The 26,364-nt window shown below is 62.0% G+C and carries 23 protein-coding genes and 1 pseudogene; 9 read left to right on the plus strand and 15 right to left on the minus strand.

Annotated elements, in window-relative coordinates; genetic code table 11:
• Positions 1–233: 233 nt before the first annotated feature.
• Positions 234–1,127, minus strand: a complete 894-nt coding sequence (locus EKH80_RS09235; protein WP_126684468.1) for a LysR family transcriptional regulator — start codon at positions 1,125–1,127, stop codon at positions 234–236.
• A 97-nt stretch (positions 1,128–1,224) separates the two neighbouring features.
• On the opposite strand from EKH80_RS09235, the gene EKH80_RS09240 reads away from it, so the two are divergent.
• Together EKH80_RS09240 and EKH80_RS09245 are read left to right on the plus strand one after the other, a co-directional pair.
• Positions 1,225–2,040: a M15 family metallopeptidase gene (locus tag EKH80_RS09240; RefSeq protein ID WP_230473559.1), complete on the plus strand. Its 816-nt coding sequence runs from the start codon at positions 1,225–1,227 to the stop codon at positions 2,038–2,040.
• Positions 2,041–2,511: 471 nt separating this feature from the next.
• Positions 2,512–4,527 carry an SPFH domain-containing protein gene (locus EKH80_RS09245; RefSeq protein WP_126684469.1) on the plus strand — a complete coding sequence of 672 codons (2,016 nt, stop codon included), beginning with the start codon at positions 2,512–2,514 and terminating at the stop codon, positions 4,525–4,527.
• A 71-nt stretch (positions 4,528–4,598) separates the two neighbouring features.
• Here EKH80_RS09245 and EKH80_RS23795 read toward each other — a convergent pair whose 3' ends face one another.
• Positions 4,599–4,745, minus strand: coding sequence for a hypothetical protein (locus tag EKH80_RS23795; protein WP_158628798.1), 147 nt, complete (start codon positions 4,743–4,745; stop codon positions 4,599–4,601).
• Between the two features lie 235 nt (positions 4,746–4,980).
• On the opposite strand from EKH80_RS23795, the gene EKH80_RS09250 reads away from it, so the two are divergent.
• The 3 genes from EKH80_RS09250 (at position 4,981) to EKH80_RS09260 (ending at position 6,212) form a co-directional block, all read left to right on the plus strand.
• A complete protein-coding gene (locus EKH80_RS09250; protein ID WP_126684470.1) occupies positions 4,981–5,271 on the plus strand; it encodes a hypothetical protein in 291 nt (96 codons plus the stop codon).
• Between the two features lie 319 nt (positions 5,272–5,590).
• The gene (locus EKH80_RS09255) at positions 5,591–5,950 is read left to right on the plus strand and encodes a hypothetical protein (RefSeq protein WP_126684471.1); all 360 of its coding nucleotides are present in this window, start codon (positions 5,591–5,593) and stop codon (positions 5,948–5,950) included.
• Positions 5,951–6,020: 70 nt separating this feature from the next.
• The gene (locus EKH80_RS09260) at positions 6,021–6,212 is read left to right on the plus strand and encodes a DUF1737 domain-containing protein (RefSeq protein WP_126684472.1); all 192 of its coding nucleotides are present in this window, start codon (positions 6,021–6,023) and stop codon (positions 6,210–6,212) included.
• A gap of 209 nt (positions 6,213–6,421) precedes the next feature.
• On the opposite strand, the gene EKH80_RS09265 is transcribed toward EKH80_RS09260, so the two are convergent.
• Complete coding sequence (locus EKH80_RS09265) at positions 6,422–7,312, minus strand: carbon-nitrogen hydrolase family protein (RefSeq protein ID WP_196240370.1); 891 nt, start codon at positions 7,310–7,312, stop codon at positions 6,422–6,424.
• A 112-nt stretch (positions 7,313–7,424) separates the two neighbouring features.
• A complete protein-coding gene (locus EKH80_RS09270) occupies positions 7,425–8,018 on the minus strand; it encodes a GNAT family N-acetyltransferase (RefSeq protein ID WP_126684474.1) in 594 nt (197 codons plus the stop codon).
• Between the two features lie 400 nt (positions 8,019–8,418).
• On the opposite strand from EKH80_RS09270, the gene EKH80_RS09275 reads away from it, so the two are divergent.
• Complete coding sequence (locus EKH80_RS09275) at positions 8,419–10,518, plus strand: choice-of-anchor D domain-containing protein (protein WP_126684475.1); 2,100 nt, start codon at positions 8,419–8,421, stop codon at positions 10,516–10,518.
• Between the two features lie 87 nt (positions 10,519–10,605).
• Here the strand turns inward: EKH80_RS09275 and EKH80_RS09280 are convergent, their stop codons facing one another.
• The 8 genes from EKH80_RS09280 to EKH80_RS09315 all read right to left on the minus strand — a co-directional run bounded on the left by EKH80_RS09280 (position 10,606) and on the right by EKH80_RS09315 (position 21,351).
• Positions 10,606–11,799, minus strand: coding sequence for a vWA domain-containing protein (locus EKH80_RS09280; RefSeq protein WP_126684476.1), 1,194 nt, complete (start codon positions 11,797–11,799; stop codon positions 10,606–10,608).
• On the minus strand, positions 11,786–14,113 hold the full coding sequence (locus EKH80_RS09285; protein ID WP_126684477.1) for a DUF5682 family protein: 2,328 nt from the start codon (positions 14,111–14,113) through the stop codon (positions 11,786–11,788). Before EKH80_RS09285 ends, EKH80_RS09280 begins: the two co-directional genes overlap by 14 nt.
• Before the next feature lie 10 nt (positions 14,114–14,123).
• Complete coding sequence (locus EKH80_RS09290) at positions 14,124–15,206, minus strand: ATP-binding protein (RefSeq protein WP_126684478.1); 1,083 nt, start codon at positions 15,204–15,206, stop codon at positions 14,124–14,126.
• A 22-nt stretch (positions 15,207–15,228) separates the two neighbouring features.
• Positions 15,229–16,734 (minus strand): DUF5691 domain-containing protein, encoded by a 1,506-nt coding sequence (locus EKH80_RS09295; protein ID WP_126684479.1) that lies wholly within the window; start codon positions 16,732–16,734, stop codon positions 15,229–15,231.
• Positions 16,731–18,083: an SWIM zinc finger family protein gene (locus EKH80_RS09300; RefSeq protein ID WP_126684480.1), complete on the minus strand. Its 1,353-nt coding sequence runs from the start codon at positions 18,081–18,083 to the stop codon at positions 16,731–16,733. Before EKH80_RS09300 ends, EKH80_RS09295 begins: the two co-directional genes overlap by 4 nt.
• Positions 18,084–18,218: 135 nt before the next feature.
• Positions 18,219–20,024 (minus strand): tetratricopeptide repeat-containing diguanylate cyclase, encoded by a 1,806-nt coding sequence (locus tag EKH80_RS09305; RefSeq protein ID WP_230473560.1) that lies wholly within the window; start codon positions 20,022–20,024, stop codon positions 18,219–18,221.
• 11 nt (positions 20,025–20,035) lie between these two features.
• Positions 20,036–20,320, minus strand: coding sequence for a hypothetical protein (locus EKH80_RS09310; protein ID WP_126684481.1), 285 nt, complete (start codon positions 20,318–20,320; stop codon positions 20,036–20,038).
• A gap of 188 nt (positions 20,321–20,508) precedes the next feature.
• Complete coding sequence (locus tag EKH80_RS09315; RefSeq protein ID WP_126684482.1) at positions 20,509–21,351, minus strand: SAM-dependent methyltransferase; 843 nt, start codon at positions 21,349–21,351, stop codon at positions 20,509–20,511.
• A gap of 163 nt (positions 21,352–21,514) precedes the next feature.
• Between EKH80_RS09315 and EKH80_RS09320 the strand changes: the two genes are divergently transcribed.
• Positions 21,515–21,805 carry a hypothetical protein gene (locus EKH80_RS09320; RefSeq protein WP_126684483.1) on the plus strand — a complete coding sequence of 97 codons (291 nt, stop codon included), beginning with the start codon at positions 21,515–21,517 and terminating at the stop codon, positions 21,803–21,805.
• 33 nt (positions 21,806–21,838) lie between these two features.
• Here EKH80_RS09320 and fic read toward each other — a convergent pair whose 3' ends face one another.
• The 3 genes from fic to EKH80_RS09335 all read right to left on the minus strand — a co-directional run bounded on the left by fic (position 21,839) and on the right by EKH80_RS09335 (position 24,969).
• Positions 21,839–22,945: a protein adenylyltransferase Fic gene (gene fic / locus EKH80_RS09325; protein ID WP_126684484.1), complete on the minus strand. Its 1,107-nt coding sequence runs from the start codon at positions 22,943–22,945 to the stop codon at positions 21,839–21,841.
• A 162-nt stretch (positions 22,946–23,107) separates the two neighbouring features.
• Positions 23,108–23,872, minus strand: coding sequence for a nucleotidyltransferase domain-containing protein (locus tag EKH80_RS09330; protein ID WP_126684485.1), 765 nt, complete (start codon positions 23,870–23,872; stop codon positions 23,108–23,110).
• Positions 23,869–24,969, minus strand: a complete 1,101-nt coding sequence (locus EKH80_RS09335; RefSeq protein WP_126684486.1) for a DNA polymerase beta superfamily protein — start codon at positions 24,967–24,969, stop codon at positions 23,869–23,871. Before EKH80_RS09335 ends, EKH80_RS09330 begins: the two co-directional genes overlap by 4 nt.
• A 70-nt stretch (positions 24,970–25,039) precedes the next feature.
• Between EKH80_RS09335 and EKH80_RS09340 the strand changes: the two are divergent.
• Both EKH80_RS09340 and rtcA read left to right on the plus strand, forming a co-directional pair.
• Positions 25,040–25,310: pseudogene (locus tag EKH80_RS09340) on the plus strand (RtcB family protein); the annotation flags it as partial.
• Between the two features lie 30 nt (positions 25,311–25,340).
• On the plus strand, positions 25,341–26,354 hold the full coding sequence (gene rtcA, locus EKH80_RS09345) for an RNA 3'-terminal phosphate cyclase (RefSeq protein ID WP_126684487.1): 1,014 nt from the start codon (positions 25,341–25,343) through the stop codon (positions 26,352–26,354).
• Positions 26,355–26,364: the final 10 nt, after the last annotated feature.

Consider the following 26,364-nt stretch of genomic DNA (forward strand, 5'->3'; position numbering starts at 1 on the left):
CATCGGCATGGCGGCACCTCCGCTTGAGGGATGCCGCCATGCTCGCCCTACCTCTGCTCACCTACTGAGACTCGACGCTAATCAAGTGCTTGGCAGGGGAGGGCTGGGGTGGGGTTGCACGAGCTTGTCGCAATGTTTGAGTTCGTCGCGAGGTTGCTTCACCCCACCCCAACCCTCCCCTACTACACGTAGGGGAGGGAGCTGGATGTCGCGCCGCTAGGATTTGGCGTCAGTTATGCGCCGGTGTCCTTCAATATCCCCTCGACAAAATCCGCAAACGCACGCGCCTTGGCACTCACCATGCGCCCGGTGGGGAACACCGCCCACAGATCGATGACCGGCAACTCCCAGCCCTCGAGCAGCACCTTCACTGCGCCGCTGCGGATTTCGTCCGCGAACATCCATTCCGAAGCGATGGCGATGCCCATGTCCGCCAATACCGCGGCGCGCACGCCCTCCGCGGCGGTAACCTGGATGCGCCCGGAAACCGCCACCGAAACCTCGGTCTCGCCGCGCCGGAAATTCCAGGCCGTCTGGTTGCCGCCTGGGTTGTAGACCACAGCCTGGTGCTGCACCAGCTCGGCGGGCGTTTTGGGCTCGCCTTGTGCCTGCAGATAAGCCGGAGTGGCGACCACGTAGCGGTGCGACCGCGCGAGCCGTCGTGCCGTCATGCTGGAATCGTTCAACGTGCCCATGCGCAAGGCGATGTCGATGCCATGCTCCAGCAGGTCGATCTGCCGATCGTCCAGCACGATTTCGATGGCCAACTCAGGATGCGCGTCCAGAAACGGCTTCAGCCGCGGCAGTACGTGCAGGCGGGCGAAGGTGACTGCGCCGCATACACGCAGCCGTCCCGACAGTCCCTTGCCGGCGCCACGCGCGATCAGCTCGGCCTCGTTCGCTTCCTCGATGGAACGCTTGGCGCGCTCGTAGTAATGCTGTCCTGCCTCGGTGGGAGCCAGTCCGCGCGTGGAGCGCAGCAGCAGACGCACGCCCAGGCGCTCTTCCAGCTGCGCAATCGACTTGGAAACGGCTGGCTGGCCCACGTTGAGCCGGCGCGCGGCCGCCGAGAATGAACCGGCCTCCACGACGCACACAAAGGTTTCCATCGACGCGAAACGGTCCATAGGCCTCACTCTCGAATCCAAGAGACGCTAGTTCCAAAACGTAGGGGATGATAACGCCCGGGTTAGTTTCCGTGTCGAAAAGGGAGTGCGCCGTGCTATGAGTAAAGCAACGAAACTCAAGGTGAGGCAGATGATTGGCGAACGACTGATTGTGGCGGTCGGCATGATGATGTGCATGCTTGCTTCCGCTTCGGCGGGTGCCGGTCAGGACTTCAAAGTTGAAAGGCGGCGGCCGGACAATTTTGTCGACGTCGCGCGGGCGATTCCAAAGATGCAATTCGATATCCGCTACTACTCGGCGCACAACTTCGTCGGGCGCAGGGTTCATGGCTATGAACAAGCGGCGTGCCTGCTCACCGGGCCGGCCGTTGCCGCACTCAAAAAGGTCGAGGACCAGCTGCTGCCGATGGGGCTTACCCTCAAGGCGTACGATTGCTATCGCCCGCAAAGCGCCGTAGACGATTTTGTCAGCTGGGCCGCCGATACGCAGGACAATCGCATGCAGGCCGAGTTCTATCCCTCCGTTCGCAAGGATCGGCTGTTCGAGCAGGGCTATATTGCCGCGCATTCCGGTCATAGCCGCGGCAGCACGATCGATCTCACCCTTGTTCCGGTCAATAGCGTCATTCCAGGTTTCGACGGGCGACTGGCGGATTGCGCCGCGCCGCAGGAAAAGCGAGTGCCGGACAACAGCCTGGATTTCGGCACGGGCTTCGATTGCTTCAGCCCGGCATCCCATCCCGACTATCAGGCGATTTCAGCGCAGGCAAAGGCCAATCGGCGGTTGTTGCAATCGCTGATGGGCAGCGCAGGCTTCGTGCCGCTGGAAACGGAGTGGTGGCATTTCACCCTGAAGAACGAACCGTATCCGGATACGTATTTCGATTTTCCGGTGCGGCCTGTTTCGCCGTAGTTGCGCAAGTTGGTACGGACACCGACTGTTATAACGTCACTACTACTCCCCAAAATCGGGAGTAGAATGCGCGCCATCCAAGGTCAACCGACTGGCCGACATGATCCGCATCTTTCAATGCCCAGCCCATCCGGACGCATCGCGAAAGACCGCCAGGCGTTAGCGGCCTGTTCGACAGGGGCAAACTTCCACTTCTCTCCTTGAAGCATGTACGACTCCAGCGCGTTCGCTCGCGTGTGGTTACAGCCATGTTCAATCCTTTTCTCTTGTGGCTCATGACGGCTCGGCGACTGCCGAGCGGACAGCGTTCGGCCGGCCGGCCTTCCGATCGACGACGACACTGAACCCGCACGCGCCCTAAGCCCCCGGACACCTTATCGCCAACAACCCGTACCGCCGGGTTGCGGCCCTTTGCGACCTGAAAACGGCCCTGACCGCGCGTCAGGTTTTTTTCCTCAAGGATATACAGCAATGACCATGCTGATTGCTTTGGCAGTAACCGTAGTTGTATTGGCGTTTTTGACCTACACCTCCAACGTCATCGTCTACATCCCGAATGACCGTGTCGGTATTGTGGAACGGCTGTGGGGCGCGCGTTCGCTTAGCCGCGGCCTGATCGCCCTGGATGGCGAAGTCGGCTTCCAGCCGTACGTTTTGCGTGGTGGCCTGCATTACTTCATTCCGTTCCAGTATCGCGTGCACAAGGTCGATCTGGTGACCATTCCGCAAGGGGAGATCGGCTACATCTTTGCGCGTGACGGCCATGAGCTGACGGATGGCCAGGCGCTGGGCGGAATCGTTGACGCCGGTATTGAAGATGCCGCGGCGTTTTTGAAAGCCGGCGGGCAAAAGGGCCCGCAGCGCGCGATCCTGCGTGAGGGTACGCATGCCATCAATGTGGCGCAGTTCGCCATCATCACGGCCGCCCGCGTGCATGGCTTGCTGCTTTCGGACGAAGAAAAGGACACCGTCGATCAGATGGGCAAGGTCCTGCGCGACCGCAACGGCTTCTTGCCGGTGGTGATCGGCGGCCAGGCGTCGACCGTAGCGGCCGATAAGTCCGATCAGCCGGACAGTGATCCCCGCGACGTACTCGGCGTAGTGACCGTGCATGACGGCCCGGTGTTGCCGCCGGATGAAATCGTGGCACCGCGCGCGGGCGACGATCCTCTCAACAAGGCCACCTTCCACAACAACTTCCAGAACATCAACGCTTTTCTGCGCGCGGGCGGCCGCCGCGGCCGGCAGCATCAGGTGCTGGTGGAAGGCACGTACTACCTCAACCGCTTGTTCGCCACGGTGGAGTTCATCCGCAAGACGATGGTGCCGGTGGGCAGCGTGGGCGTGGTGGTTTCGTATTTCGGCAAGGCCGGTACCGACCGCTCGGGCGACGGTTATTCGCACGGCGAACTGGTCGACAGCGGTTGCCGCGGCGTATGGAAGGAGCCGCTGTTGCCGGGCAAGTATGCCTTCAACACTTACGCCGGCAAGGTCCTGCTGGTGCCGACCACCAACTTCATCCTGAAATGGTCGAAGGAAGTCACCGACTCGCACAAGTATGACGAAAACCTCTCCGAGGTCGCTCTGATCACCAAGGATGCGTTCGAGCCGCTGCTGCCGCTGTCGGTGGTCGTGCATATCGACTACCGCAAGGCCCCGCTGGTGGTGCAACGCTTCGGCGACATCAAGCGCCTGGTCGACCAGACGCTCGATCCGATGGTTTCCGCCTACTTCAAGAACATCGGACAGACCAAGACGCTGATCGAACTGCTGCAGGAACGTTCCGCGATCCAGGAGAAATCGAGCATCGACATGCAGGAACGCTTCGCCGCGTACAACCTGGAACTGCAGGAGGTGCTGATCGGCACGCCCCACGGCGCTCCCGAAGCCACTTCCGGTCAGCGCATCGACACCATCCTCAACCAGTTGCGCGATCGCCAGGTGGCGAAGGAGCAGATGGATACCTACGACCAGCAGCAGCAGGCCGCCAACAAGGAACGTGCACTGCGGGAAGCGCAGGCCAGAAACCAGATCCAGGCTGAACTGACCAAGTCCGAAATCAACGTGAAGATCAAGACCAACGAAGGCGACGCTGCCATTGCCGCCGCCTTCAAGGAAGCGGAAGTGATCAACATCAACGCCGAAGCGGAACGCAAACGCCAGATTGCGGTGGGCGAAGGCAAGGCCGCCGCGACGGAGGCGGTGGGCAAGGCCGAAGCCAACGCGATCCGCGCCAAGGCCGATGCACTTACCGGCGAAGGCGCCCGCATGCAGTTGATCAACGATCTCGGCCGTCAGTTTGCCGATGCCTTGCGCGAAGGCCAGATCGCCATCGTGCCGAAGATTGCCTTGGGCACGGACGGCGGCAACGCGCTCTCCACGCTGGCGCAGCTGGCCAATGCATTCATGGCGGAGAAGCTGGAGGGATCGGCCGGCGAAAAGGGTCAAACCGAGATCAGTGGCCGGCAGCCGGAGGATCACGCTTGACCGGTTAAGGTGGTTCCCGTCTTCCCGGCCTCATGCCGGGAAGACGAATGATAGGTAGGGATGACGACCGCTCAACGGTTTTCTTTTGCCGGCTGCAGCCGCGTATCGAACGAACGCCACCGACCGTCCTGCCCTTCGATGCTGATGATCGCCTTGCTCGACTCCATCACCGGCTTTTCGTCACGAAGATGCTTCATCACGAAGGCCAGCGCGGCCATTCGGGAAGGAAAATGCATGGCCTTGGTGCCATGCACGAGAATGCTGTCAGGGGCGTTGTCCCTGCAGTAGGGGAGATAGAACTTGGACAAGGCGCTGCAACTCAGTGCGTGAGCTGCCGTTTACTCTGGCAATGGGCTTATCGAAGCCTTGTGAAAATCGCGTGACTCGCATATGAACTAGCTGAACCGGGCACGTGGAATGGATCAGAGCATCCTTAAGCTAAGGCGAGGCGACTTGACGACTTTCGACGGCCTCGGTTTGATGCGGGATGGTGCAGACGACGCGATACGTATTCGTCGTAACCTGCTCGTACACACAACTGCCGTTTCGTGCGGCCAGCTGTTCCACGATTCGGTACCAGGTTCCTCCTCTCCTGGCCGACGCAGCCGTTACCTTGCAGGCCAGCTTGATGCCTTGCCGAAGTCCCTGGATGCCTTGCAACTCCGGCATTTCATCCGCCGTGATCTCAAACAGGTGGCGACCACCCTGGTTGAGGAAATCATCGAAACGCAGCACGTTTGTTAAATGCGTGACTGTCACTCGTGCACCCCGCGTCACCACGTCGTTGGTCTGTCGAGAATACAGTCACGAGCTTTACACGCGGATTAACCGGGTGAATTAAGAGTAAAAGACGGTTCACGTAAATGAATCGGCTAAGCCGTGCTTGATTTTTGTGAATAGCAATGGGCGAACGATCGCGTCACTGCAACAAGACACGGGTAAAGGTATTCATCGCAAAACCCAAGCGTCGTCCGCAAGATCCCGTTTCGATCCCGGACACCGTCCAAGCCATGGCATGTTGACCTTCCCTTGGCAGCAAGTCGTCTTCGGGGGCGCGTGTTGTATGAACATCGATTTGGAGGCAGGCCTACATCCGACTGTCCACAGGGCGATCTCCGCCCTGCAAGGGGGGGACAAACTTGCGTGGCTGACTTGCTTCACTGCCGCGGCCAAACTGTTCGACAACGGCAAGCGCGGCAACTTCCATCAATTCTCGCGCGACAGCGTCGGCGTGATGCACTTCATCGCCATCGAGCACATCGACAGTGACGGCCGTGGCCTACGCGGATGGTTGCATCTTGACCATCGTGAAGAGGTCATCGCCTACTTCAAGTTCCGCGTCGATAGCACCGAGATGTGCAGCCGGCTCGACGTCGCACGCCTGGAAGGGGCACAGCATCTTTCGCTGCAGGATGACCGATAGTTTTTCGAGCCTGTTGCCGGGATGGCCATCCCGGCCTACGCTGTCGAGGGTCCGCTTCAAGGAGCAGCACATGCACGATTTACCGCCCGATGGTCTTCCCCGTTATCGCTTGTTGACCGGCAAGGATGACGCAACGTTTTGCCATCGCGTTTCGGAAGCCTTGGCGCTCGGCTATGAGCTGTACGGTTCTCCCGCGGCGACGTTCAATGGCGATCATGTGGTGGTCGCCCAGGCGATACTCTGGCCGAATCGCAAAAGATAGGTTGGGGTTTGTGCCCTGAGGTATCCCCACGTTTTTCAATCAAGAACCTTCGATACATCAAGAAGACAGCTCATCGCGGCGATGCCTCATGGTTTTGTTCGGCTTTCACCGGAATGACGATTCGCTCTGAAGTGGCATTGCCTGTACCGTTGATTTTTGCAGGATGCAAGTCATAAAACGTAGGGATATGTCAGGGTCTGTACCTCAATCTACGTGCGCTCGAAGCTCGTGACCCGCGCCCGTTGCAAGCCAGGCAGCAACTGACCCGGCCAGTCGGTTGCAACGCCCACCTGCCCATTCGAGCGCGCGGCCTTCACCGCCGCAATGTCCACTTCAGCCACCAGCCAGCCCGCCTCGGCGTCCAGTTCGGCCAGGACACCGCCATCGGGCAAGCCACGATCGGGCTGCACGTAGATCGCCGCCCGCCCGGTATTCGTATCCAGTGCCGCGCTCCAGTCGCTGTCTCCGGCAGTTACCGCGCAGAGCACCGGAATCTGGTTTTCGAGCGCGCGCGCCTGGCAGCCAATGCGCACGCGCGCCGCGCCCGCTGGTGTATCTGTGCAACTGGGCACCAGCAGCAAGACGGCGCCGGCTTCGCTCTGGGCGCGCGCAAACAGCGGGAATTCCACGTCGTAGCAGATGTTGACGCCCACGCGGCCGAACTCGGTGTCGAAGACCTTGAGCGCGTTGCCGGGGGTGATCGCCTTGGCGTCTTTTTCAAAGCCGGTCAGGCGCAGCTTTTCCTGCCACGCGTGGCGGCCTTGCGGGTCGAACAGCAGGCTGCGGTTGCGGTAGCTGCCGTCGTCCTGGCGACGGAGAAAACTGCCGGCCAGCAAATAGATGCCGTGCCGTTGCGCGATCTCGCCGAACAACGCCCGCCACTGTGGATAGAGCGTATTCACCGCAGCCAGCGAGCTATGCAGATCGCCGTAGACCTGCGGCCCGAACGTATAGGCCAATTCCATCGCCAGGTATTCCGGCAGCAAGGCCAGCTGCGCACCTTGTGCTACGACCGCAGCCAACTCGCGCTCGACGCGCGCGGCGAAATCATCGAAATGCGGCGGGGCACCGATCCGCCATTGGCCGACGGCAACTTTCACTTGCATGGCGTAAGAAGCCTCTGATCCATTCCTGAGTGTCTGCGTAGGCTGGGTTGCAAAACCCAGCATAGCCATGCAGCAGCTCGCGCGATGCTGGGATTCTCATCCGAGCCTACGGTTCCAGCGAACGCAGCCAGAACCGCAACAAATGAGGGCTGGGCTCGGCTTGCCCAAGTTCCCGCCAGGAAAGTTCGCAAAACAGATCGTGCTGGCGGTGATAGCCGCGCTGGGTCCAGAATGCGTCGTTAGAGCGATAGTCGGCCGGGCGGCGCGGATCATGTTCGTCGCGCTCGACCGCACAGAAGGCGGCCAGCTTGAAGCCATGGCGGCGCGCGTGCGTCTCGCGCTCGTCGAAAAAGCGATGGCCGAGGCCTTTTCCGCGGTACGCGTGCAACAGCACCGATTCGCCAAAGTAGAAGATCTGCTCCAGCGCCAGGCCCTTCTTGCGGAAGGGCAGCTGGAAGGCAATCTGATCATCCTGCAGCGGAATGCCGGTGGCCACGCCCACGACCTGCTCGTCCTCCAGCGCCAGCACGAAAACGCTGCGCGGGGAGCGTGCGTAGGCGGCAAGGTAGTCGCTTTGGTAGTCCGTGCTGCCTTCGTACAAATAGGGGTAGTCGCGGAACACCGTGGTGCGCAGCCGCGCCAGATCCTCCAGGTACGGCTCCACCGCTTCGCCGGCGCAGTGGATGATGTGCAGCGTCATCGTTTCATTCCTGCATTCAGGCGCAGACCTGGGCAATCCAGTCAGTGAGGTTGTAGTAGTTGGGCTAACTTAAAACACCGTGCACTGCATGAAGCGCGTGAATTTGTGCCTGATTCCACTCCCAAACCGCCCCGATTGCTCAAGACGCGACCACCGGCCTTGCACTAGCTTGCAACGCTGGCGTTTTCGAGTGACTGCTGCAGGCCTGGGAGGGACTGCTCATGTCCGATTGCCGATAGAGCATCGAGAGCGCCAGCGGGGACTACCTGACAGCTTATCGCAAACCATGCGGCCACCGGGTCGGCATGGCGGGAAGCCCGTTACCTCCATCTTTCGCTTCCGCAGGTAAGTGTCGCCTCCTCGTTTCACCTGAACATTCACAGATCACGAGGGAAAACCCATGAAACTATCGAGATTCCTGCCCGGACTTGTATTGCTCGCGTTGTGGGCGAACGCCGCCGTAGGTCAAACGTGGACACCGCTGAAGAATGCGCCGCCCATCGACATCGGCTACATGGCGTTGGCTACCGACGGTAGCGTGCTGGCACATGCCAGAACCTACTCGGCGGCCGATTCGCAGTGGTACAAGCTCACGCCCGACATCAACGGCAGCTACGTCAACGGCACCTGGAGCCAGCTTGCTTCGATGCCCACCGGCTATGCACCCATCGACTTCGCGGGTGGCGTGCTGGCCGATGGCAAACTCCTGGTCGAGGGCGGCGAATACAACAATGCGCAGGACGTGGAGTCGAACCTGGGCGCCATCTACGACCCGGTGGCCAATACCTGGACCTCGGTTGCGCCGCCTTCCGGCTGGAGCCAGATCGGCGATGCGTCCGGGGTGATCCTGGCCAACGGCACGTTCATGATGGGGCAGCAAGGGCTGTTCAACAGCGCGCTGTTCAACGAATCCCATCTCAGCTGGAGCATCAGCGGCACCAACAAGCCCGACTACAACATCGAGGAAAACTGGATGCTGCTGCCCGGCGGCAAGGTGCTGAACGTCGAAATCTACGCCTACTCGCTGTACAACCCCACCGGCACCGGATCGGAGCTCTATGATCCAAGCACCGGACAGTGGAGCGACGCCGGCAGCACTGGCGTGCAGTTGTGGGATTCGGCTGCCAGCTGCGGCGGCGCGAATTCCGCCAGTTATGAAATCGGACCGATGGTGCTGCGCCCCGACGGAACGGTCTTCGCCACCGGCGCCAATTCGTGCGGCGCCGGCCATACGGCGATCTACAACACGGCTACCGGCAAATGGACAGCCGGTCCGGATTTCCCCAACGGCCTGGATATCGCCGATGGCCCCGCGGCGGTGGAAACCAACGGCAATGTGCTGATGATGGCCAGCCCCGGCGCCTACCAGACGCCTTCGACCTTTCTGGAGTGGAACGGCAGCACACTGACGGTGGTGCCGGCCCCCTCGACTGCAGCGGGCGATTCCTCCTGGTACGGCGCGATGCTGGAATTGCCGAACGGCCAGATCCTGTTCTCCGACCTCAGCCAGAACCTGCAAGTGTGGACGCCGGCCGGTACGTATCAAGCTGCGTGGCAGCCCACCGTCAGCTCCGTCGCTACCACACTGATGCCGGGTAGCACGTACCCCATTTCCGGCACGCAGTTCAACGGACTGTCGGAAGGCGCCGCTTATGGCGACGACCAGCAGATGGCGACCAACTATCCGCTGGTGCGCATCGTCAACACGGCTACCGGCCACGTGTTCTACTCCCGCACGCATGACCACAGCAGCATGGGTGTGGCGACAGGCAATGCCATTGTGTCGACCAACTTCGACGTGCCCGCGAACATCGAGACCGGCGCCAGCGAACTGTATGTGGTCGCCAATGGCATACCTTCGAATCCGGTGGCAGTCGTCGTGGGTGGCGGCAGCTCGGGTGGCGCGGCAACTCTGAGCCCGGGCAGCATCGATTTCGGCAATGTGGCCGTCAACGGCTACAGCAGCTGGCAATCGCTGACCTTGAGCAATACGGGCAGCACCCCGGTGTCGATCAGCAATGTCGCCCTCAATGGTGCAGCGTATATCGATCAAAGCTACTGCTCGGGCACGCTCGCTCCGGGCGCGCAATGCGTCATCTACGTGGCATTCCACCCGGCGGCCAACGGTACGTTCAATGGCACCGTCAGCGTGACCGATGATGCCTCCAACAGTCCGCAAGTCGCCACCTTGACAGGTACCGCTGGAATCAGCGGAGGCAACCTCAATTTCTCGGGCAATATCGCGTCGCAAGGCGACTATGTCTTTACGTCCAACTTCACGAGCGGCGCGGGAACGGTCACGGCAACCCTCAATGTTCCTGCCGGCACCAGCTGGCGATTCGTGGCGGATGACGCCACCACCAACCAGTCCGTTGCGGAACAAGACGGTAGTGGGCCGCTGACGGTCACGTTCACGGCGGTAGCCGGCGACAACTACAACTTCTTCGTGCAGGCCACGGCAGGATCGGGAGCGTGGTCGATCGCGGGGTCGCATCCTTGAACGGCGATTCGGGGCGGCCATCCGCCTGAACAACCCCTCCCCTGCGTGCAGCAGGGGAGGGACCTGTCCGACATAGATCTGGCGGCCTCAAGCCTGTGGACGCGTCGCCGCCATACCCTGCGCCGCCGCCCATTGGTTGATGTCGTCACGCCGTATGGCTGCCGCCATCAAGCCGGGAAACGCGTCGGGTGTGCAGGCAAACGATGGCACGCCCAACGCGGCGAGCTTGGCCGCAAGCGCCGCATCGTATGACGGACGTCCCTCGTCGCTGAGGGCCAGCAGCGTGATGAATTGCACTCCCGCTGCGACTAGTTGCTGGGCGCGCGCCAGCAACTTGGTTTCGACACCACCTTCATACAGGTCGGAAATGAGCACGAGCACGGTGTTGCGCGGTTCGCGGATCAATTCCTGGCAATAGCCCACCGCGCGGCTGATGTCGGTGCCGCCGCCCAGCTGCACGCCGAACAGGAGGTCAACCGGGTCATCCAGCTGTTCGCTCATGTCGACCACGTTGGTGTCGAAAACCACCAGCTTGGTGGATACCGCCGGCAGCGATGCCATCACCGCGCCGAAAATGCTCGAATAGACCACGGAAGCGGCCATCGAGCCGCTCTGGTCGATGCACAGGATGATGTCGCGCTGCGGGCGCCGTGCCTTGCGGCCGAACCCCACCAGTTCCTGCGCAATGATGGTGCGATGGCTTGCCTGCCAATGCTTGAGGTTGGCGCGGATGGTGCGCTGCCAGTCGATCTCCGCATGGCGCGGCCGCCGGTTGCGGCGTGCGCGATCCAGCGCACCGATGATGGCCGAGCGCATCGGCTCCTCAAGTTTGCGCATCAATTGGTCGACCACCTTGCGCACGACTTGCCGCGCCGTGTCCCTGGTTTGCGACGGGATCACACTGGCCAGCGCGATCAGGTTGGCGACGAAGTGCACGTCCGGCTGGATGCTTTCGAGCATTTCGCGCTCGAGCAGCATCTGCCGCATGTCCAGTCGTTCAAGCGCGTCGCGCTGCATCACCTGCACCACCGACGACGGAAAGTACTTGCGGATGTCGCCCAGCCAGCGCGCGACGTTCGGCGTCGAGCCGCCACGCCCGCCGCGACGCTTCAATCCCATCGCCCCTTCCGGCTCATACAGGGCGGCCATGGCCGCATCCGCTTCCTGCAAGCCGCGGTCCAGTTCGCACAGCTGCCCACTCTCGCTGCCCAGCACGAGCCGCCAGCGCTGCTCGCGGTTGGTGACGAGCGGTGTTTCGTCGTCCTGATCAGCACTGGCCATCGTTCATCCCCAGCAATTCGCGCAACATCGGCAAGGCACGTGCGGCGCGTGATTCATTCCATGGCGTGGTGACAGCAGCTTCGGCACTGACGTCGCCGTGACGTTTTACGCGCTCGCCCAGATCACGGCGATCGGCGGCTTCGAATTGCGCGAAGGTGCGCCGCACCAGCGGCACTACTCGCATGAAATGTTCGTCGTGCAGGGTGCTGAGCCAATGGTCGATGAGCGACCACAGGGCATCGTCGTGCAGGAGGACGGTGGCATTGCGATTGAGGAACCCGTCCAGCCACTGGGCTGCCTCCAGGGCGTCTCGGCCTTGCGATAGATTCAAGCCCAGCAACCGGCTCGCTTCTTCGCCGGACAGAATCGTGGCGTCGAGCAGCAGGCGCGTGCACAAGCCTCGTAGCAGCGGAGTGCCGTTTTCCGCCATGGCGATGATCCGCAAGCTGTGCCGCCAGGCAGCGGTCTGTTCGTCACCCTGACGCAAACCGACAGCGCGATCGACCGCCAGCAATGTCTCGCGTGCCCGCTCGGCTGCTTCGCCGTTCAGACCGTTTACCGCGACCGCTACGCCAATGCCGGCGCGCAGCAGGATGCTGTCGAACAGATGCGCCACGAGGGTGCCGTCCGTCTGGCGCACATTGCCATAGCGATAGATATTGGCCAAGGCCGGCAAGGCGCTGAGCAGGGAGAGCGGATCGCCGTCGGTAGCTGCGCGCTCTTCCAGTTCCTGCGCGACCGCCACGATCGCGTGCGGCAGATTGGCTAGCAGCACGCGATCTACCAGCGCCGCCACATCGGCGAGTTTTGCCGCATCGTGGGCGTGCTCGACAGCGCACGTGGAGGCGGCCAGTTCCAGCGTGTGGCCGAAACGGCTGGCGACGATCAGGTCGACCTCGAAACGCGGTTCCCAGGCCAGGTCCCATAGTTCGTGGAAGGTGCCACGTGCCGAGCGGCCAAGCGTGGCGAGCCTGCCCCAGCCGATATCGAGCAGGCCGAGCCGATGCAGAAGATGGCTGCGCTGCAAATCGGTGTCGTTGCGCAAATCCAGGTCGAGCCGGCGCGAAAGTGCCTCGGGTTTCATTCGCAAGCGCTTTTGCTGAGCCTGCAGATCGCGTTGCAGCGGAACCGACGGAACATCGGCAGGCACCGTGCCTAGCGCATTGCCGAGCATCAACTGCGCGGCGACCAATCGCATGGGCATGTCGTCGCCGTTGCAAATGACGCAACGAGTCGCCTCGTTGAGCTCGTCGAGCCCCGGAGCAGGGCGTCCGCGCAACGACGCCAGCGTATCGGCCAGGCGCGTTGCCTCGATCAGGTGGGCGGAGGAACAGTCCAGTTCGTGCTCGCGCAGCAGATGCGCGACGCGCGCAAACCAGCCTACCGAGCGAGCGCGGCCGTCACTGCTATGCCATAGGTGTTCGTACCAGCCGGGCGAGGCGATGCCTGCGCCATAGCCGCTGCGCAGGCTCAGATGCCGGTACGTCCAGGGCACCCAGGTGGTCTGCGCCTTGAGTTTCTCCAGCCCCTTGAGCAGGCGCTGGTCAGCGGAGGCCGTGCTTTTTCCTGCAAGTGCCGGTACGTGCCATGCCCCGCAGACCACAGCAATGCGCTGATACTGCTGTCGCGTCTCGCGCACCATGCAGCGCATGTGCGCTTCGCGAATCGCTTCGTGCCGTGCGTCGAGATGGTTGGTGAAGTGCGCGTTTTCACGCAGTTCCGTCATGGCCTGCGCGATGGCGGCGAACAGGTCGCTGCCGTCACAGCGCTCCTCGACCATCTGGTTCCACCAGCTCTCGCCGTCGTCGTAGCCCGCCGCCATGGCCAGCCAGTCGAGCGGATCGTGCGGGGGCTGTGGTTTGGTCGGTGCAGCGGCGCTCGGTTCCGCCTCCGTGCAGGGTATGGCTGCATCGTCGTTCGACGCTTCGACAGCGGTGGACTCGGGCGCTGCCGGCGCTTGATCGGCAGCGGCTTGCCTAGCCTGCCGTTGCCACGCCAGGCTTACACCTGGGGACACGTCGATGAAGCGCACCGGTACCTTCGCCTGCAGCGCCCAGCGCAGCGCCTGCCATTCGGGCGAGAACACGGCAAAGGGATGGAATACCGCCCATTGCGGTTCGTCGACGCTGTGCGAGAGCAAAGCCACCGGTGGCTGCATTTGCGCGTCGGCAAGATGCGCCAATAACGCTTCACAGCCAGCCGGCCCCTCGATCAGTACGCAATCGGGCCGTTGCGCTTCCAAAGCCTTGAGCAGGCTGCGTGCGCAACCCGGCCCGTGGTGGCGGATGCCGAAATAGGAAATGTCGTCGGACATGGCCAGCGGATCAAGCGTGCTCGCGCAGCGCCCGATAAAGATCTTTCCATTCGGCACGCTCCTTTACCACGGTTTCGAGGTACTCGTTCCATACCACCTGGTCTTGCACCGGGTCCTTGATCACCGCCCCGATCAGGCTGGAGGCGAGATCGGCCGCGCGCAGTACGCCGTCGCCGAAGTGTCCGGCCAGCGCCATGCCGTTGTTGATCACCGAGATCGCCTCCGCGGTGGAGAGCGTGGCACTGGGTGATTTGAGCTTGGCTTTACCGTCTTCGGTCTGTCCATTGCGCAATTCGCGAAAGATATGCACGACACGCGAGATTTCCTTCAACGCGGGCGGTTCGCTCGGAAGTTCCAGGGCGCGGCCGAGTTCCGCAACGCGCTTGGCCACGATCGACACCTCCTCCTCTTGGCTTGCTGGCACCGGCAAGATCACCGTATTGAAACGGCGCTTGAGCGCACTGGACAGCTCGTTTACGCCCTTGTCGCGGTTATTGGCCGTGGCGATCACGCTGAAACCGCGCGTGGCCTGTACTTCGGCGCCCAGCTCCGGAATCGGCAGTGTCTTCTCCGAAAGCACGGTGATCAACGAATCCTGCACATCGGCCGGAATACGGGTAAGTTCTTCGACGCGCGCGAGCTTGCCGTCGCGCATCGCCCGCATCATCGGGCTGGCGACCAGGGCTTTTTCGCTGGGGCCGTTGGCAAGCAGTTCGGCGTAGTTCCAGCCATAGCGGATCTGTTCTTCGCTGGTGCCGGCTGTGCCTTGCACCAGCAGGGTGGAATCGCCGCTGATCGCCGCGGCCAGATGCTCCGATACCCAGGATTTCGCCGTGCCCGGCACACCGAACAGCAGCAGCGCGCGGTCCGTGGCAAGCGTGGCGACGGCGATTTCCATCAGGCGGCGGTTGCCGATGTATTTCGCGCTGACTTCAAAACCGTTGTCCAGACGTCCGCCGATCAGGTAGGTGACGACGGCCCAGGGCGAAAGCTGCCAGTGGGTGGGACGCTGGCGGTCATCCACTTTCTTCAACGCATCGAGTTCTTCGGCGAACTGCTCTTCGGCGTGTTGGCGCAGTACGGTTGTGCTCATGGCGATGCTGGCATCCAGTGGCTCAGGAAAGGGGCGAGTGAAGGCTGCGCCGAATGGCGACGATGCGCTCGAACTCGCGGATGAAGTCGATCAATGCGGGCGTCGTCTGCTCGGTCCAAGCCGGCGACCGCCAGTCGAGCAGCGCGCTGGGATGCGCGATCAGGGCAAGTTCGAGCAGCAAGGGCCGTAAGCCGCAGTCGTCGCGCAGGCGCGGACTTTCGGCTATCTGGCGTATGTCTGCCATCAAGGCGCTGGAGAAATCGGCCGACAGGGTCTCGCCCAGCGGGCATGAGGCGATCACATCACCCAGCCGGCCGTCCTGGCGAAGCTGATCGAGCGAACGTGGCCAGTACGGTTCGCGTTCGGCGACCGGCAGCCAGGCGAGCAGGCCGACCCTATCGCCGAAGGCTTGCGCGCGCGAGGCGAGCATCGCGTGGATCCAGTCGTGGTCGGCAGCGCCCACGCGGTCGCGCCAGCCTCGGTACAGCGCGTCCATCCAATCGCTTTTTGCCGCCCAGGCGATCAGCTGCGCCGGCGTCATGCCGGTGTCGTCGACCCACCAGGACAGTGACGCTTGCCGCACCAATTGATAAAGCCACCAGGCGCGCTCCCCCAAGCGCTCGTGTTGGGGGCGGTTGCTGTCGATGACCGCGGTTTGCCATGCGGGATCGGCAGCCGCAGGGGCGTCGATCGCCCATGTTTTGCCGAGCAGATGGCGCTTCTGGGTGAGCAGCGGCGCCAGCCATCCGGTGATGCGCCGCGCATGTACGGATCGGGGCAGCTTGGCCAGCAACATCGCCGCCACCGTGCGCACTTCGCGGCTGCGATCTTTCAGCAGCGGATCGAGCAGGGCTTCATCGTCGCCCTCCAGCCCGTATTCGAGCGTGGATACCAGTTCGACGCGCTCCCTGGCCGGCAGCTCGCTCAGCTGTGCCTGCAAAAGTTGGCGTGCCCTGGCTGGATCGCGTTGTCGCAATGCGCATAGATAGGCGATGCGCTGTGCTAGGTTGCCTTCTTCCCATACATTGGGGTCGTGTTCTGACGCAGTGCCCTCGGCGGCATAGCGCCAATCGGGGTTGAATGCCGCGAGCCAGCGCCCTCGATGGCCGAGAATCTTCAGCAGCAGCGGCCGCAATGCGACGCTGCGCTTGCCGGCGTCCAGCGCGCCAGGCAGCTGCAGCGCAGGCAGGGTGATGCCGAGCGTTGCCAGCCGGCTGCAAATTTCGTGTTGCAAGCGCACCGGCCCATCGGTGAGTACCTGCGCGAGCAGCACGGACCATGGATGGGCGTCGGCGAGGGTGTTGTCGTCGGCAGGCGAAGGCTGTGGCAGCACTGCCGAACCGGAGGGCAACGTCAATCCTGCCCGCTGGCATGCCGCCATGACGCCCGCCACACGACTGAATGTGAGCGCTGGATCGTCCCCTTGCATGCCGATCTGCGCCAGCAGCTTGCCGACTTCGGTATCGGCGGAAAACGCCACTGCACCCTCCACACCGACCAAAGCCTGCTTGAACCAGTCGGCTTTCACGCGGCCATCTCCTTGCTGTTCAAGCTCCACGGCGCCATAGCGTTATCGGCGCGCCGCGCCGAAAGGGGAAGCAGGCTGTGACCGTTCCATTCGCCCATGACGTCGATCGGATGACCGCCACTGAAAGCGAGCAGCGACCACGCGCAGGATTCGGGCATATTCAGTGTCAGCACGCCGACGTCCGTTTGCAGCAACCAGGTCTGCTCGTAGATCACCGGCGTGGCATTCGTCAGCAGCATCGGTACCTGCTGCAGCCAGGGGTTTTGCGCATACCACGCAGACACCCGGTCCAACATCGCATCCGGCGCCAGCTTCGGCCAAGGAAAAGCTGCCGACGCCACACGCTCCGTAGCCAAGGCACGCAGCGATGCGCTGCCCGGATAGAAATGCAGACCAGCCCGATAACTCGATCCGTCCAGCCAGGGCATGGGCAAGGCGTTCGTGTTGTACGCAAAGTCGAGCAGCAGCGCATACCGGCCGCTATGGCCGCCATGCAGCCAGATGCGGCGTTCGGTGAGATGGGTTTCGCGCGAAAGCGTGATCTGGCCGAGCGCCAGCCAGTCGTCGGTGACCGTGTCCGGCGATGCAGCCACTTCCTCCTTGTCATGCGGCCAACCCAGTGCGGCCCGCAGGTCGGCAAGCCGTGCCGGCGAAAGCTGCTCGCGCCGGGCAACACCCTCGTTGATCAGCTGGATCAGGCCGAGCGCCTGGATGGCCTGCTCGTGCCGGCTGGACCCGGCACTCAGCATTTGCCCCGCTTCCTCCAGGCGCTGCGCCAATCCGGGCGCTTGCGCATCGATCATGCGCGCCGCCATGGTGCTCCAGTTCTTACGCTGTTCGGCACCGAATCCGGCCAGACCCTGGCGGAACTGATCGGCCATCCAGCGTTGCAGATCGGCGCTTCCCGATTCAATGCGCTTCCATCTGGCTGCTTCGCGCTTGGTTGTTGCAGCGGCGGCAGCGATCGGGTCGGCCGGCGCTTTCTCTGCGGCGGCCTGTTCTTTTTTGACGGCCTTTTCCTTGCGCGAAGCAAGCCACTCGTCGACCCAGGCCGGACGAGCGGCCTTCGCAAAGCGGGACCTGAATTGCGTGTACTGCAGCAACAACGCCAGAGCGTGCTTGCACGGAAACTTGCGGCTGGGACAAGAGCAGCGCGAGACGAGCGCTGCAAGATCGACTTGACTCTGATAAGGCTTGGCGCCGCTGCCCTTGCATTCGCCCCAAACGGCATCGTCGTCCGTGCCGAGCGACGACCAATGGCTTTGGGCCACCAAACCCGATGCAGCCTTGGCCGACGCACCGTCGGGCGCAAGCGCCAGGACCTGCTCCGTCGTCAACGACACTCCCATGTGCCCTCGGCTCCCCCAACTGCCCCTGAAGGCCCGCGAGCATAACCGAAATTCATGACGCGACCGCAACGCCTGCTGGCAAGACAGATTCGCCTCTTAGCCATCGCAAGCCATGCGCGGTTGCGGAGAGCCAACTTAAAGCATGCTTGCGCGCTTTCCGGTTTGCTGGGCTTCGGCTTGATCAACCTGTTCACCACTTGCCACAAGCCGGTTGCGTCCCGTCCGTTTGGCGCTATAGAGCGCCGTATCCGCATCCTTGCTCAAGCGCTGCAAGTCATATCCGGATGCGTCGGTGCAGGCCAGCCCGAGGCTGGCGGAAAACGAGATGGATGCCCCTTCGGCATCCACCAGTGTCGCTTCGATGACCACGCGGATGCGCTCGGCTATGGCCATGCCCCGCTCGCGCTGGCAATCGATCAGCAGGATGCAGAATTCCTCGCCGCCGAGCCGGCCGAACAAGTCGGTCGAACGCAGATGCTGTCGGCAGATGACCACCGTACGCTTCAGCACGATGTCGCCAAGCGCGTGGCCGTGTGCATCGTTGATCTGCTTGAAGTGATCGAGGTCGATGGCGATCAGGCAGGCCGTGCCTTGTCTTTTTACCAGTGACTGCAGGAGGCGTTCGGCTTCACCGAGAAAGTGTTGATGGTTGGAGATGCTGGTAAGCCCGTCCAGGCAGGACAGCTGCTTGAAGCGCAACTGCGAGCGCTTGAGACGGAACAGCCAGAACACCACCGACACCAGCACCACCAGCAACAGGGCAATATACAGCCGGCTGGTTTCGACCGCCTTGCTGGTCAGGTCATCCCGCAATTTCAGGATCCTGTTCTGCTTGCTCAGGCTATCCGCCTGCATTTTCTGCACTAGCAACTGCTGTTCGGCCATGTCATAGGCCAAAGCCCTGGCGCGGACATCGTCGACATGGCTCTTGTCCAGCGCTGCGTAGTGTTCGTAGTAAGCGAGCGCGGCGGCTGTATGGCCTTGTTTTTTTTCGATCTGGTAGAGCACCTGATAGGCGTCCATCAGCTGCTCGCTGAGGTCGCCAGGCTGGCTCATGGCCAGGGCCGATAAGGCGGACTTTTTGGCCTCGTCATCGTTGCCGAGCTGGAGGTAGGCCTGCGCACGCCGTACCTGGAATGACAACATGTGATCGTAATAATGAGCCGTCTGGATAGCGGGGCTGATCTGGTCGAGCAAGGCCATGGCTTTGCCAGACTGGTTTTCATCCAGATAGAGGTCGATCAGGATGAGCCACATGGCATTGGTGACGACTGGTTGCCGGGCGTTCGTACAGACGTCAATGGCTTTGCGCAATTCCGGGCTGGCTGACTTCAGCCGTTTGCCGTTGTTGAGCGCTGCGGCTTGCAGCATGAGCGGGCGACATGCCGTCTCCCCAGGCGGAATGGCATCCTCCGCCATGCGCGCGTACTGGACCGCCAAATCGGTCTGGTCGGCAAGATCCACCGTCTGCGACAGATAAGTCAGCAGGGTGAAGCGTATGGATGGGTCCTTGATCTCGGGCAGGATCGAAGCCAGGTGATTGGCCAGTGCAAAGGCTTCCTCGTATCGCCTGTTGGTCGACAGGATTTTCAGGAGCAGTGAGGACGCCTTGGCGATCAGCGCAGGGTCACCCGAACGGTCGATGATCTGGTGCAGCTGCGGCTCGGATTTGGCAGAACCGCCCTCGTAGATGGCCTCCCACGCGTCAAGGTAACGCAGATGCCATTGGTCACTCTCGGATAAAGCATCGGCTTCGGGCTGGATCTGTTCCAGCATCCGAACAAACTGCGAGTGGTCTTGCAGGCGAAGGCTTTCAGCCTGGTCAAGGAACTTGGCGGGATTCGCTATCGGGGGGGTGGCGTATCCAGGTTGCGCGAGCGCGCAGCAAACCACAGCCATCACGGCAGGCCAGAAGCGGATGCGGCTCGACAATCCGGACACGTGCGTGTCGCCTATTTTTTGGACGGCAACGGGACTGCATCGGGAACAGGTGCTTCCAGCGGGTCATCTTCCTCCGGTTCGTCCTCTCGAGCTGGAGACAGGATGGTTTCCACCGTTTTGTTCGCCATGAATCCGAATTCTTCGGATAAGAGTGAGCTGTCACCGGACGCCACTGCCGCAGTGAGGGCATCGGATGCCTGCGCCTGTGCCAGCATCTTGCCCAAGTCCTCCGTTGAAGCATGGCGCAAGGAAGCATCCTGGCCGATGGCTTCCAGCAGATCAATCGTGTCTGTCATGTCAGTTTTCCCCTGTTTTTTCTGCTTGATAGTTGTGGTGCAGCAGACAGCCCACGCAGGTGCATGCTGTTATGTCCAGGCATCGCCCGCAGGCCATTATCGCGCCTGATTATGGCGACGCGTACATCGGGTGCTGCATTTTCCCGATGCACGGCGGCCTAAGCAAAGATTGTTCCTTGGCAGGTCACCTAGACTTGGACTGCCTTGCCGGCTTTCTCCAGGGCATCCAACGCGTCCAGCCGCTCCTTCATCGCGAGGTTCAACTTCAAGGGTTGCGCCGGGGGCAGGACGACCGTTTCCTCGGTAGTCAACGGGATGTTGGGCAGATCACGCAGGGCGACGCGGCGGATGCGCGGCTTCTCAATCGGGAGCGTCGCGCCTCGGTAGACGATCACCTCGTGATCCGGCGGGTAGTCCTGACTCAACCGATCCACCAGCACCTGTCGATACGCCGACCCGGTCTGGAATCGCGTCAGCGACCAATCGCCAACCAGCCCTACTTGCCAAAGCACCAGGTAGCCGGCGTTATCAATGCGTCGCTCATAAAAAAGCAGCTGGCTGGCCTCGAAGTGCTGGCAGCCCAAGCGCCCGGGATCGATCCCCAGGTCGGCATAAAGGCAATCCTCGGCGGAAATGCCCGGCTCCATATACGCTTCGAAGCCTTCCGCGCGCGCCACCTCGATCGCCTTGTGCGGCGACCAGGCAAAAATGCCGGGGTGACCGTAAAAAACGCCGCAAACCCGCTTGCCGGCGCGCACCTCGGTCATGATCAGCGCCACCCATTCCCGATAGGTTTTCAATCGGGACTTGCCTTCCCGGTAATAGGGCTGGAGGCTGCGCACGTCCGGACGCAGGCGTTGCAACCACTTTTCCACGATGCCATCGGAAAGCGCCGCGAACACCACGTCCGCGCGCTCGATATGGCTGCGCGCCAGCGGGGTGAGGTGGGAACCCAGGGTCATGCCGAAGCCGACGCAGGCCAAGCTCCCGTGGCAAGTAGAGTTCGAAGCTGTCAACGAGGATGTTTGCATGGTGTGATGTGTTCGCTGTTTGCAGTGTGGCATGGTCGACAAACCAAGAGCAAAGCAACTTGCATGCCCAAAGCGAGAGAAGCGTGCTTTTGCCGTTGCTTGGGAATCACTTCGCCCGCTTGTGGGTGTATACAGGCCATGAGGCCTGAAGCGAGTAGCGCGGATGAGCACCCACCTCTTTACACGGCCGAGCGCAGTGGCGCCCATCCTGATGTCCTTGGCCGCCCTTGCGATGGTGCTCGGTCATATCGCCCTGTTTGGCACGGTACGCCAGGCCGATGAAGGCGCTGCTGCTCATCTATTCCAGCTGCTTATGGTCGGGCAAATCCCCATTGTTGCGTACTTCGCCATCCATGGGCTGCCGCGCATGCCCAGGTTGGCGCTGGCTGTTCTAGCCACACAGCTGCTCGCTGGCTTGGCAGCATGTGCCCCGGTTTGGTACTTCCATTTGTAGTGCGTCACTTGGCGTGTGACGGTATAGCGGGCCTCATTCGTAGCGGCCCACGTCATGCTCATCGCTGGTCAGCAGGCGCATGAAAGTCGGATGGATGAACAGCTTCTCCCGCCCCGCCTTCACTTCGCTCAGCATGCCGATCGCGGTCAGTTCCTTGAGGTATGCCGACGCGGTTTGACGCTTGGCGACGCCGGCATCCACCAGGTTCTGGATGCGGCAGTAGGGTTGGACAAACAGCACGTCGATCAGCTCGTGGCTATAGATCGCGCTGGCACGTGCCTTGACGAACGCCGTCGCGTCAGCCTGCAATTGTTGGATGGCCTGGATCTTGGCGGTCGTCCACAGGGCTGTTTCCTTGATCGCCGTAAGCATGAAGTCCACCCATGGCTCCCACGCGCCATCGCGCGTTACTGCCATCAGTAGACGATAGTAGTTGGCGCGGTTACGCAGGATGTATCGGGAGAGGTATAGCACCGGTTGGGCCAACAGGCCCTGCTCCACCAGGATCAGCAGGTTGAGCACCCGGCCGGTGCGGCCATTGCCGTCGAGGAAGGGATGGATGGCCTCGAACTGGTAGTGCGCCACGGCCATGCGAATGACCGGGTCGATCTCGGTATGGTTGTGAATGAAGCGCTCCCAGTCGGCCAGCTTCTCCCGCAGCACAGCCTCGCCGACCGGTGGCGTGTAGATCACCTCTCTGGTGGCGGCGTTGGCCAGCGACGTGCCTGGTACGCTGCGAATGCCCATGCGGACGCCTTTGATCTGACTGCAGACCTCAATAGCCGTGTTCGTACTGAGCGGCCGGTCGCGCAGGGACTGGAAGCCTCGGTACAGCGCGCCGCGATACCGCAGGGCCTCCTTCGTGGCCGGGTCTGCCGACTCTTCGTGCAGTTGGGCTGCACGAAAAAGGGCATCCGTGGTGGTGACTATGTTCTCGATCTCGCTACTGGCCTGGGCTTCCAGCAGCGGGATGGTATTGATCAGGACAGCCTGGTTGGGGATCAGGTCGCCCGCGCCCTTGAGTCCGGCCAAGGCGGATCGCGCCTCGATGCAGGCTTTGAGCAAGAGCTTGGTCTCGATGTCCTGCTTGGGGGGCAGGGGGGGGAGAGTGTTGAACGGCTGCTTAGGGTCGAAGTCCATATGTTCATTTCCATGGCCGATTTCGACATATCCTAGGGATCATGTCGATCGGATCGACATGTTTGATACATATGTCGATTTTAGTGATAAAAATCGACATATGCCAAGAGCGTGTCGACCGGATCGACATGACGACAGGGCGTCCCTAGGGCGCTCCCCTGCCTAGGCCCCAATGACCCAGGCCCGAAGGACTTCGTCGAGCAAGGCCTGATCGACGTCGCTCTTGCGGGCGAGGGCGGGGCCTACAAGGGCCAGATGCTCCAATTGAGCTTGCATCCAACGACGGAGGAACGGCGGTAAGGCGGCGCTGTCGCCTTCCCGCTGGACGGTCTTGCGCGCTTCCAGTTCGCCGATCCAGCCGCGTTCTTCGTCACTGACCCAGGGCGCGGCGATCAAGCGGGAAAACTCCGTAGGCGGCTGGGTGCGTGTGTGTTCGATCCAGCGGCAGGCCTGCACGGAACGCAGAAAATAGAACACTTTCTTCAGGCGCACCGAGTCGCCGCAAAGATGTTCAGCGTGAGTGGACGAGGCCATGCTCAGGTAATGGAACAGGGCTCGCGCCGGCTGGAAGAACTGCGGGATCAGGCGGCGTATGGCCGAGACGAACGCCGCCTCCTCGCGGTAGACGATTGGAGAATCGAACCACTCGTTGAAGGCAAGATTGCATTTGGACATCAGCCGAAGCGCCTTGCGCAAGTCCCAGCCGCTGACATCCAAGTCGCCGGGCAGCATGCGCTCGATGACGTCCCGCGATTCGAACACCGACAGATACCAGTCCTGCGGATGCACGTACACGAAGCGCACGTCGTAGTCACTATCGGGCGACGCAAAACCCCACGCGCGACTGCCCGACTCGGCGGCATACAACACGTGCACGCCATAGTCATTTTCGATGGCGTCGATGGCCTGTTGAATAGCTTCGTTCATGGGCGAGTGGTCTCCCAACACGTGGTGATGTCGCTTAAGAGGCGTTCCGCCATCGAAACATCGGCCGCCGGTCGCAAGTGCGACAGGGCTGCCTTGTCCGCGCAGCGCGCCACGATTGCCTCAGTCATGTCGATCAGTTCGTTATAGCTGTAACGGCCCTTGCGGATCGACAACAGCAGCTCCCGCTGCTCGCCCTCGAAGCGGATCAGGGGGCGGCCATGCTGAAGGATGGATTCGCCGGATAACAACAGGCGCACCGTGTGCATGATGTTTTTGGCGTCGTAGTCCAATTCGCCGCTTTCCTGTTGGCGCCAGCGTCCCTCGTTGCGCTCGCGCCGCCAGGTCCAGTAGTTCTGATGGTCCGCGAGTGCCTGCTTCCAGGCGGATTCGTTGTAGAAGAGCAGGCCGGCGAAATGGCTGGCTTCATGCTCCAGCGGAATCGATTCGCAGGCCAGCATGCCATCACGGAACACGCCTCGTGCGTCTTCGCCATAGCGGTACAGCCGGTAGCCGTCGCGGGCATGCTCCAGTCGTGACGCGTGGAAATGGTCGAGGTTCCAGCCCAGCCGGTTAAGCGGCACCGGGCGGCAAGGAGCGGCATCGGGCGGCAGCAGGCCCTGCGCCGGGATCACATGGCAATAGTCCTCCTTCGCCGGCGGTTGCTCCCCTTTCGGCTGGTTAATCCACTTGTTCTGGCCGCGCGCTTTCTTGATCTGGCTCAGTGCGTAGCCGATATGGGTTTGCACGCACTGTTGGGAAATGAATTCATCGCGAGACCTCAGTAGCTGGTCGAAGGCGTCCGTGCGCCAACGGATGCAGTCTTCGGGCATGTACAGCAATTCGAGCACGTTCGGGTTTGCCGTAGAGAGAAGTTCAATGACCCGCCGCAAGCTGTAGAAGACGATGTCGTTGCGCAGATCAGAGACCTGATTCCCGGGCGCCTGCAGGTTCATGTAATCCGCGGCCGGCACGGCAAAGATCCCGCGCAGGTCCAGATCGCTCTCCGCTGTTGCTGTGCCATAGGCGTGGCTGCCGCTAACGCATTCAAACAGCAATGCGAGATCGGAATGATCAAGCAGATGTTCGAGGGTGGGCATGCGAGGTCCATCTCAACCAAGGGTGGCATTCCTTATCACATCCCAGTCCAGGCCGAAACGGGCGACGTATTTGCGCAGGCGGTCGGTGTCGTTGGCGCGAGGCAGCGAACTCGGCATCATTCCGGGAAGCATGGGCGCAAAGAGCTTCATCGTGCGTGGCCTGGGCAATGCGGACAGTTTCCATCGCTGCAGCCGCCGCCCACGTCGAGTGCAGCAAGGATGCCAATGTGATCGACGAGTCGCTCGCGGCGTACAAGTCCATCGACGCAGTGATGGCGGCACAGCAGGACCTGGTGGAAATTGTCCACACCTTGAGTCAGGTGGTGTGCGTCAAGGGTTGAGCGAAAAGCAACGTTTCAAGGAAAGTGACTATGTTGGAAATCGATGGAAAAGAAGGCGGCGGGCAGCTCTTGCGCACTGCACTCTCGCTCAGCCTGTGCACAGGCCAGGCGTTTCGCATGGAGCAAATCCGCGCGAAGCGCTCGCGTCCGGGCTTGATGCGCCAGCATTTGACGGCAGTGCAGGCGGCCCGCGAAGTAGGCGACGCGTTGGTGAGTGGCGCCGTACCCGGTTCCATGACGCTTCAATTCACCCCGCGCACCGTGCGCGGGGGCGAATACCGCTGGTCCATCGGCACCGCCGGTTCGACCACCCTGGTATTGCAGACGATCCTGCCTGCGCTGTGGCTGGCAGGCGTCAGCGCACGACTGCACCTGGAGGGTGGCACGCACAACCCGCTCGCGCCCAGCGCGGATTTCCTTGCCGACAGTTTTCTTCCGCTGATGCGGCGCATGGGGCTGAACGCGCAGTTGAGCATCGAGCGTCATGGCTTTTATCCGGCCGGCGGTGGTGCCCTGACGATGGGCATCGTCGAAAGCACGGCACCGGCGCCTCTGCATCTGGCAGCTCGCGGCGAACTGCTGGAAATGTCCGCGACGGCACTGATGTCGTCGATCCCAGGCCGCGTGGGCGAGCGCGAACTGGATGTCATCGCACGTCGCTTGCCTATCGCCGCCGAGCACCGGCATATCCGCCAGGCGATTGGCTCACCGGGGCCCGGCAACACGCTGATGGTGCGCGTGCAAAACGCGGAGATCGTGGAACTCTTCACCGCGTTCGGCGAGCGCGGTGTCTCCGCCGAGCGTGTGGCGGAGCTGGTCAGCTCCGAGGTGTCGCGCTACCTGGAAAGCGGCGCAGCGGTGGGGCCGCATCTTGCCGATCAGCTGTTGTTGCCTCTCGCGCTGGCAGGGGGTGGCAGCTTTAGCACGCAGACACCTACGGCGCATGCACGCAGCAATGCCGCGCTGATTGAGAAGTTCCTGCCGGTGGAGATTGAATTCGAACAGAAGGGGAGTGATCAGTGGTGGGTCAGCGTGACTCGCTGAGCCTCACCTT

It is taken from the genome of Dyella choica (genome assembly GCF_003977665.1).
In the GTDB taxonomy this organism is placed as follows: Bacteria; Pseudomonadota; Gammaproteobacteria; order Xanthomonadales; family Rhodanobacteraceae; genus Dyella_B; species Dyella_B choica.